General features: G+C 67.5%; 10 protein-coding genes. 4 read left to right on the forward strand and 6 right to left on the reverse strand.

The features are described 5' to 3' along the window. The first annotated feature begins 195 nt into the window (after positions 1-195). Positions 196-1,713, forward strand: a complete 1,518-nt coding sequence (locus DBR34_RS01235; RefSeq protein ID WP_128095385.1) for a fumarate hydratase — start codon at positions 196-198, stop codon at positions 1,711-1,713. A gap of 112 nt (positions 1,714-1,825) precedes the next feature. On the opposite strand, the gene DBR34_RS01240 is transcribed toward DBR34_RS01235, so the two are convergent. Continuing rightward, positions 1,826-2,461, reverse strand: coding sequence for a LysE family translocator (locus tag DBR34_RS01240; RefSeq protein ID WP_128095386.1), 636 nt, complete (start codon positions 2,459-2,461; stop codon positions 1,826-1,828). A gap of 151 nt (positions 2,462-2,612) precedes the next feature. Here DBR34_RS01240 and DBR34_RS01245 point away from each other — a divergent pair, with 151 nt between their 5' ends. Both DBR34_RS01245 and DBR34_RS01250 read left to right on the forward strand, forming a co-directional pair. After that, complete coding sequence (locus DBR34_RS01245; protein ID WP_128095387.1) at positions 2,613-3,248, forward strand: glutathione S-transferase family protein; 636 nt, start codon at positions 2,613-2,615, stop codon at positions 3,246-3,248. Positions 3,249-3,345: 97 nt separating this feature from the next. Then, the gene (locus DBR34_RS01250; protein ID WP_128095388.1) at positions 3,346-3,693 is read left to right on the forward strand and encodes a hypothetical protein; all 348 of its coding nucleotides are present in this window, start codon (positions 3,346-3,348) and stop codon (positions 3,691-3,693) included. Between the two features lie 19 nt (positions 3,694-3,712). On the opposite strand, the gene arsC is transcribed toward DBR34_RS01250, so the two are convergent. The 3 genes from arsC to DBR34_RS01265 all read right to left on the reverse strand — a co-directional run bounded on the left by arsC (position 3,713) and on the right by DBR34_RS01265 (position 5,860). Then, positions 3,713-4,066: an arsenate reductase (glutaredoxin) gene (gene arsC, locus DBR34_RS01255; RefSeq protein ID WP_128095389.1), complete on the reverse strand. Its 354-nt coding sequence runs from the start codon at positions 4,064-4,066 to the stop codon at positions 3,713-3,715. Further along, positions 4,066-5,232 carry a phospholipase A gene (locus DBR34_RS01260; protein ID WP_128095390.1) on the reverse strand — a complete coding sequence of 389 codons (1,167 nt, stop codon included), beginning with the start codon at positions 5,230-5,232 and terminating at the stop codon, positions 4,066-4,068. The genes arsC and DBR34_RS01260 overlap by 1 nt, the downstream gene beginning before the upstream one ends. 142 nt (positions 5,233-5,374) lie before the next feature. Continuing rightward, positions 5,375-5,860: a DUF456 domain-containing protein gene (locus DBR34_RS01265; RefSeq protein ID WP_128095391.1), complete on the reverse strand. Its 486-nt coding sequence runs from the start codon at positions 5,858-5,860 to the stop codon at positions 5,375-5,377. Positions 5,861-6,095: 235 nt separating this feature from the next. Between DBR34_RS01265 and DBR34_RS01270 the strand changes: the two genes are divergently transcribed. After that, complete coding sequence (locus DBR34_RS01270) at positions 6,096-6,299, forward strand: cold-shock protein (RefSeq protein WP_019185917.1); 204 nt, start codon at positions 6,096-6,098, stop codon at positions 6,297-6,299. 86 nt (positions 6,300-6,385) lie between these two features. On the opposite strand, the gene DBR34_RS01275 is transcribed toward DBR34_RS01270, so the two are convergent. Together DBR34_RS01275 and DBR34_RS01280 are read right to left on the reverse strand one after the other, a co-directional pair. Next, positions 6,386-6,874: a glycine zipper 2TM domain-containing protein gene (locus DBR34_RS01275; protein WP_128095392.1), complete on the reverse strand. Its 489-nt coding sequence runs from the start codon at positions 6,872-6,874 to the stop codon at positions 6,386-6,388. Positions 6,875-6,992: 118 nt separating this feature from the next. Further along, on the reverse strand, positions 6,993-7,400 hold a 408-nt coding region (locus tag DBR34_RS01280; protein ID WP_128095393.1), incomplete at its 5' end, for a cytochrome c.

Raw genomic sequence — 7,400 nt, forward strand, 5'->3', positions numbered from 1 at the left:
GTCTGGAAGGTATCGGTCGGGGTCATGCCGGGAGGACGCCGCCGGGGGCGCGGTTGTGACGGGTGCCGCCACTGTGCCGCAGACGCCGTGCGGGCGCGATGCCGGGTGTCGCACCACGACCGATGCCCCTTGGCGGCGCGAGGGGGGTAAAATGATGGGCTGAACCCCCGCCAGCCTCCAGCAAGCGAGCAAGTCGTGACATCGATCAAGCAGGAAGACCTCATCCAGTCCATCGCCGACGCGCTGCAGTACATTTCGTACTACCACCCGGTCGATTACATCAAGAGCCTCGCCGCCGCCTACGAGCGCGAGGAATCGCCGGCCGCGAAGGAAGCGATGGCCCAGATCCTGATCAATTCACGGATGTGCGCCGAAGGCCACCGCCCGATCTGCCAGGACACCGGCATCGTCACCGTGTTTCTGGAAATCGGCATGAACGTCCGCTGGGACGACGCCACCATGGGCGTGGAAGACATGGCCAACGAAGGCGTGCGCCGCGCCTACAACCACCCGGACAACAAGCTGCGCGCCTCGGTGCTGGCGGATCCGGCCGGCAAGCGCACCAACACCAGGGACAACACCCCGGGCGTGGTCAACGTCAAGGTGGTGCCGGGTGACCATGTCGAGGTGATCGTCGCCGCCAAGGGCGGTGGCTCGGAAGCCAAGAGCAAGTTCGCGATGCTCAACCCGTCCGACTCGATCGTGGACTGGGTGCTCAAGACGGTGCCGACCATGGGCGCCGGCTGGTGCCCGCCGGGCATGCTCGGCATCGGTATCGGCGGCACCGCCGAGAAGGCGATGCTGCTGGCCAAGGAATCGCTGATGGAGCCGATCGACATCAACGAGCTCAAGGCCCGTGGCGCGTCCAACCGCGCCGAAGAGCTGCGCCTGGAGCTGTTCGACAAGGTCAACGCGCTGGGCATCGGTGCGCAGGGCCTGGGCGGCCTGACCACGGTGCTGGACATCAAGGTCAAGGACTTCCCGACCCACGCGGCCAACCTGCCGGTGGCGATGATCCCCAACTGCGCGGCCACCCGCCATGCGCACTTCACCCTGGACGGCAGCGGCCCGGTGATGCTGGATCCGCCGTCGCTGGAAGACTGGCCGCAGATCACCTACGACGCCTCCAAGGGCACCCGTGTCGACCTCGACACGATCACCCCCGAAGACGTCGCCAGCTGGAAACCGGGCCAGACCCTGCTGCTCAACGGCAAGCTGCTCACCGGCCGCGATGCCGCGCACAAGCGCATGGTGGAAATGCTGGACAAGGGTGAGCCGCTGCCGGTCGACCTCAAGGGCCGCTTCATCTACTACGTGGGTCCGGTCGACCCGGTGCGCGACGAAGTGGTGGGCCCGGCCGGTCCGACCACCGCCACCCGCATGGACAAGTTCACCCGCCAGGTGCTGGAACAGACCGGCCTGCTGGGCATGGTCGGCAAGGCCGAGCGCGGCCCGGCGGCGATCGAAGCGATCCGTGACAACAAGTCGGCCTACCTGATGGCGGTCGGCGGTTCGGCCTACCTGGTGTCCAAGGCGATCAAGGCGGCCAAGGTGGTCGGTTTCGCGGATCTGGGCATGGAAGCGATCTACGAGTTCACCGTGCAGGACATGCCGGTGACCGTGGCGGTGGATTCCACCGGCGAATCGGTGCACATCACTGGCCCGCGCGAATGGCAGGCCCGCATCGGCAAGATTCCGGTGGTGGTGGCCTGACCTTCTGGATGCCGGCCCTTGGTTGGCACCCAGACAAGAAAAACGGTGCCCGAGGGCGCCGTTTTTCGTTGCCGCACATCCCGGTAGCCGCCGACCGTTGGTCGGCGCGTCCTCACCGCCGCACGTCCACCAGCATCCGCACCGCCAGCGCACCCAGCACCGTGCCCATCAGCGCGCGCTGCACCGCCTGCCAGCGCGGCCGCCGCGCCAGGAAGGCCGCAATGCTGCCGGCGGCCAGCACGATCAACGCATTGACGCCCAGGCTGGTGGCAATCTGCACCAGCCCCAGCACCACCGACTGCGCCATCACGCTGCCATGTCCGCTGGGCTGGATGAACTGCGGCAGCAATGACAGGTACATCACCGCGATCTTCGGGTTGAGCAGGGCGGTGAACAGGCCCATCGCAAACAATCGGCGCGGGCTGTCGCGCGGCAGGTCGCGCAGCTGGAACGGCGACGGCCCGCCCGGGCGCAGCGCCTGCCAGGCCAGGTAGAGCAGGTACAGCGCACCGGCGATGCGCAGGGCGTCGTACGCGTGCGGCACGGCCATCAACAATGCGGTGATGCCGAGCGCCGCGCACAGCAGGTAGACCAGGAATCCCAGCGCGATGCCGCCCAGCGACACCAGCCCGGCGGCGCGTCCCTGGCAGATCGAGCGCGACACCAGGTAGATCATGTTCGGCCCGGGCGTGAGCACCATGCCCAGCGAAATCAGGCCGAAGGCCAGCAGGTTGGACAGCTCGGGCATCGCCGCACACCGGGGGAAAGGTGCTGCGCATGCTAGGCCTGCCAGTTGACGCGCAACAGCCACAGCGCCGCCCTGCGCAGGCGCGCATCTGTATCCATCGCAGGCGGCCGGGCGGCGCATAATGGGACGCTTCCCCTGACAGGCGCCACGCATGCCCACCACGTTGTATGGTTCCCCCAGCACCGCCTCGCTGGTGGTGCATTGGCTGCTGATCGAACTGGGCGTCGAGCACGACCTGGTGCTGCTCGATTTCGAAACCCGGCAGCACAAGTCGGACGACTACCTGGCGCTCAACCCCGCCGGTGTGGTGCCCACGCTGGTCATGGACGGGCAGGTGCTGACCGAAGCGGCGGCGATTGCGCTGCACCTGGCCGACCTGCATCCGCAGGCGGGTTTCCTGCCGGCGGTGGGCAGCCCGGAACGCGGCGAGGCCTACCGCTGGATGTTCTGGTGTGCCAACACCGTGCAGCCGGCGTACCGCGCGTGGTTCTACGCCCATGAAATGGCCGGACCGGACAACGCCGGCGCCACCCGCGACCAGGCCCGGCAACGCCTGGAAGCGGCGTGGCAGCGGCTGTCGGACCACCTGCAGGCGGGCGGCCCGTACATGCTGGGCGCGCAGCCCAGCGTGGTCGACCTGATGCTGGTGATGCTGCTGCGCTGGTCGCGCAACATGCCCGTGCCGAGCGACACCTGGCCGGTGCTCAAGGCCTACGCCGACCGGCTCAAGGCGCGCCCGGCCTTCATCGAGGTGTACCGGCGCGAAGGCATCACCGACTGGCGGTGATGCGCGGTCTGGCGGTGCGGCGACCGCGACGCCAGCGGTGCTACATTTGCCTGGGATGCGCAGGGTGCATCCGCACCGACCCACAAGGAGCACGACCATGCCACGGATGCTGTCTGTGATGCTGCTGACCCTGCTGCTTGTCGCCTGCAGCAGCGACGGCGATACCTACTCCGCCCCCAGCCTGCGCGAGGTGACGTCGGCCAACCAGTGCATGGCGCTCTGCCAGAGCCGGTACGACAGCTGCTCGGCCAGCCCACTGGGCAGTGGCAGCAGCGATACCTGCGGCACCGGGGTCGCCACCCGGCGCGACGGTCGCTGCGACAGGATCGACACCCCGGAACTGCGCCGTTCCTGCCAGGCCAGCGCCGACTTCTGCCGCAACCGGTCGCCGGCGCTGCGCTGCGGTGAAGAGCGCGACCGCTGCGTGAGCCGCTGCGGCGGTTGAACCATCGCGCCGGCCCACGTCAGGCCGGCAGGATCTCCAGCACGGTTTCCGGCGGCCGGCACAGCCGCACGCCGCGCGGGGTGCGCACGATCGGTCGGTTGATCAGCGCCGGGTGCGTGTGCATCGCCGCGATCAGGGCTGCGTCGTCCAGGGTCGGATCGTCCAGGCCGAGGTCGGCGTAGGCGGCTTCCTTGGTGCGCAGCAGCGCGCGTGCGCCGGTGCCCATCGCCGCGACCAGCGCCTGCAGCGTGGTCGCGTCCGGCGGGGTGTCCAGGTACGCGATGACGGTGGGCTCGATGCCGTGCTCACGCAGGATCTGCAGGGCCCCGCGCGAGTTGCTGCAGCGCGGGTTGTGCCAGATCGTCACCGCCATCAGTACCACTCCAGCAGCGACACGCCCAGGCCGATGTAGGTGGCCTTGTGGTTGTAGTCGATCATGCTTTCGCCGTAGCCGTCGAACACCTGCACGTGGCCGCGCAGCAGGTTGCTGATCGGGAAGCCGTAGTCCAGCTGCACCGCGCCGTGCGAACGGTCGCCGCCGCGCAGCGAATGGCGCGCCATCAGCGAGACTTCGTGGCCATTCCGGTTCCAGGTCAGGGTGGCGTCGCCGCGGCCCATGTAATCCTCGATATCCGGGTTGTTGTCGTCCTTGCGGTCTTCCGGCAGGCGATACCACGGGCGCAGCACCAGCGCCCAGTTCTCGCGGTCCAGGCCGATGGTGGCGATCACCCGGTTCCAGCTGCGCGACAGCGGATCGGCGCGGCCGTTGGACATGTGGTTGACGCCGATGCCGCTCATGCGACCGCGCCAGCCGCCGATCGAATAGCCGTTGCGGAACAGCAGCATCATTTCAGGTTCGTAGTTGGTTTCGCGGAACGGGCGCGAGTTTTCGGCGTTGTAGGCCTGCCAGCGCGAGCTCTGGGTATAGCCGGCCCAGATGTCGCCGTTGTCGCCGAACAGGTTCTCCACGACCTTGGTCTTGAAGCTGAGCTGGAACTTCAGCTCGTTGCTGTCCAGCAGCTGCGGGGTGGTGACATTGTTGGCCGGGTTGGGCGACTGCGGGGTCTGGTTCTTGTCGCTGGTCCAGAACGCCGGCAGCAGGTACACCGGCTTGTAGGCGCGCAGCTGGAACGCGCCCAGCTTGGAGTCCTGCGCCAGTTCCCAGCGGCTGTCCAGCAGCGAGCCCTTGCCCGCGTTGGCCAGCGCATCTTCATGGCCGTCGCTCTTGAACAGCTCGCCCAGGCGCTGTTTGGCGCGCTGCGTTGCCGGCGCATCGGCCTCGGCCGTGCGCGCCGCCTGGCGTTCTTCGCGACGGGCCTGCTGCGCGGCAACCGCGGCGGCATCGGCGGCCTCGGTCACCCCGCGGGTGTGGCCGAACAGCGTGTCGTAGCAGGCCAGCCGTGCCGCGTCGGTGTCGACCAGTGCACACGCCTCCGGCGAGGCCGGGGTGGGGGCCGCTTCCTGTGCGGCCAGCGGCAGGCTGGCGCAGGCCAGGGCCAGGGCGGTGAACAGGGCGGAGCGGGGGCGCGAAGGGGTCATGAAAGCAGGCCAGGTGGCAAAGATGAATGGGGTTTCCGGAACAGTGTGGCCGTTGCCCGCCGATCCCGCCAGCGCCCGCCATGGTCCCGCAGCGGGATTTATGCCGGGCAGGCCCGTGCGCGGGGTGTGAAAAGCACGGGCATCAGAAGAACCACGCAAAGGCGAACAGGCCAAGCATCGCCACCACCAGCGCCATTTTCAGGGCCACCCCGAGCAGGATGCCGAGCCAGGTCGCCAGGCCCACCTTGGTGGAGCGGCCCAGTTCGCGCGTGTGCCAGTACTCGCCGGCCAGCGCGCCCAGCAGCGGGCCCGCCAGCAGTCCGATCGGCATGAAGAACAGCCCGGCGATGCTGCCCAGGACCGTGCCCCACAGCGCCTTGCGGCTGGCCCCGACCCGCTGCGCGCCCACCACCGTGGCCAGGATGTCCACGGCGAAGGAGAGCAGGGTCAGGATCCCGAGCAGGGTCAGGGGCACCCAGCCCACGTGGGCGAAGCCGTCGGTCCAGGCGGCCACCAGCAGACCGGCGAAGACCAGGGGGATGCCAGGCAGGGCCGGCAGCACGATGCCTGCGATGCCCGTCAGCACCAGCAGGGCCGCTAGCAGGTAGAAGATGAATGAATAGTCCATGCTGTCCGGTATGGTGTGGGAAATAGGGTTGACATGTGAAAGCTTTTCACAGTTGATTTTTCGTTTTGCTCGGGTTAAGTTGACCTCGCTGAGCTTGGCAAGGTCACCGTGGATCGTGGCCTGATGATGGTAGATCTTCTGATCCGCTGCATCGTTGCACCTCGCTTCCCCCTTGCTGTCAGCCGCCCGTCAGGGCGTATCCAACAACAAGACAGACAGTTAGGGAGTAGCTGAGATGGCTGAGAAGGGCACCGTCAAGTGGTTCAACGACGCTAAGGGTTTTGGTTTCATCAGCCGTGAAAGCGGCGAGGACGTGTTCGTGCATTTCCGCGCGATCGAGTCCCAGGGCTTCAAGAGCCTGAAGGAAGGCCAGGCGGTCGAGTTCGAAGTCGTGACCGGCCAGAAGGGCTTGCAGGCCGACAAGGTGAAGCCGCTCTAAGCGCACACCGACGTCAGCTGGATGAAACACGAAAAGGGCCCGCTTGCGCGGGCCCTTTTTTTACGTCGCGTTGGGGCGCGGCGTGATCAGCGCAGGATCACCTTGCCGTTCACTACGCGGACGTAGGTGTTTTCGCGGATACCGCCCAGATCACGCTGGTTGACCACCACGGTGCGGCCATCGTCCATGCGCACGGTGATGTCGAAGGTGTCGCTGGTGACGTTCTTCTGGATCTGGTTGCCGGCCAGCGCGCCACCCACGGCGCCCGCGGCGGCGGCGATGTTCTGGTTGCCCTTGCTGCCGCCGGTGTGGTCGGAGATCTCATGGCCGGCGACCGCACCGACCAGGCCGCCCAGGATCGCGCCGGTGGCCGAGGGCGCGGTACGCCCGGAGGCGACCTGGTTGATGCGGGTGACGATGCCGCAATCGGCGCAGCGGTTGTTGGTGTTGTTGTAGCCGCCGTTGTTGCCATAACCGTTGTTGTAACCGCCGCTGCCATAGCCGGGCGAGGTGGTCGCGCAGCCGGCCAGTGCAACGGTGGCGACGGCGGCTGCAGCAATGAGTTGGATCTTCATGGTGGTTCTCCTGGCCAGAGGGGTGGTCGAATGCGTCTGGGGCGCATGCCGCAGATCGTGTCCTGTACTCCGTGAACAGCGCGCCAATCCCGGGGCCCGAGCGTGGCTGCCAGATGAATCAGCGGAAATCCTGGTGGCAGGCCTTGCAGTCGTTCTGGATCTTTTCCACCAGCTGGCCCATGCCGACGCAGTCGGTGGGCGGGGCAGCCAGGGCCTGGTTGAGGGTGGCCCGCAGCGCGCTGGCATGCTGCTGGAAGCCCTGGCTGTCCTTGAGGCCGGGGAAGGCCAGGTCCACGTCGTTGGACAGCGAGCGCAGGGTCTGCAGGCGCGGCACGCTGTCGGCCAGGGTGCAGCGGTTCTGTGCCTGGGCGTCCTGCAGCAGCTGCACCTGGCGGTTCATGACGTGCATGAGGGCATCGGGAAACGGGTCCTGGCGGGCCTGGATGGCACGCGAAACCATGACCGTGGCGATGAGTCCGACCACCACACCGAGCACGCCGACCAACAGATAGCGGTAGGCGGCGGA

Source organism: Stenotrophomonas sp. HMWF003 (assembly GCF_003061285.1).
GTDB lineage: Bacteria > Pseudomonadota > Gammaproteobacteria > Xanthomonadales > Xanthomonadaceae > Stenotrophomonas > Stenotrophomonas maltophilia_AP.

Bases quoted from the DNA above. Each gene is read 5' to 3' on its own strand.
- DBR34_RS01240 (WP_128095386.1), bottom strand. From the start codon at position 2,461: ATGCCCGAGCTGTCCAACCTGCTGGCCTTCGGCCTGATTTCGCTGGGC.
- DBR34_RS01245 (WP_128095387.1), top strand. From the start codon at position 2,613: ATGCCCACCACGTTGTATGGTTCCCCCAGCACCGCCTCGCTGGTGGTG.
- DBR34_RS01250 (WP_128095388.1), top strand. From the start codon at position 3,346: ATGCCACGGATGCTGTCTGTGATGCTGCTGACCCTGCTGCTTGTCGCC.
- arsC (WP_128095389.1), bottom strand. From the start codon at position 4,066: ATGGCGGTGACGATCTGGCACAACCCGCGCTGCAGCAACTCGCGCGGG.
- DBR34_RS01260 (WP_128095390.1), bottom strand. From the start codon at position 5,232: ATGACCCCTTCGCGCCCCCGCTCCGCCCTGTTCACCGCCCTGGCCCTG.
- DBR34_RS01265 (WP_128095391.1), bottom strand. From the start codon at position 5,860: ATGGACTATTCATTCATCTTCTACCTGCTAGCGGCCCTGCTGGTGCTG.
- DBR34_RS01270 (WP_019185917.1), top strand. From the start codon at position 6,096: ATGGCTGAGAAGGGCACCGTCAAGTGGTTCAACGACGCTAAGGGTTTT.
- DBR34_RS01275 (WP_128095392.1), bottom strand. From the start codon at position 6,874: ATGAAGATCCAACTCATTGCTGCAGCCGCCGTCGCCACCGTTGCACTG.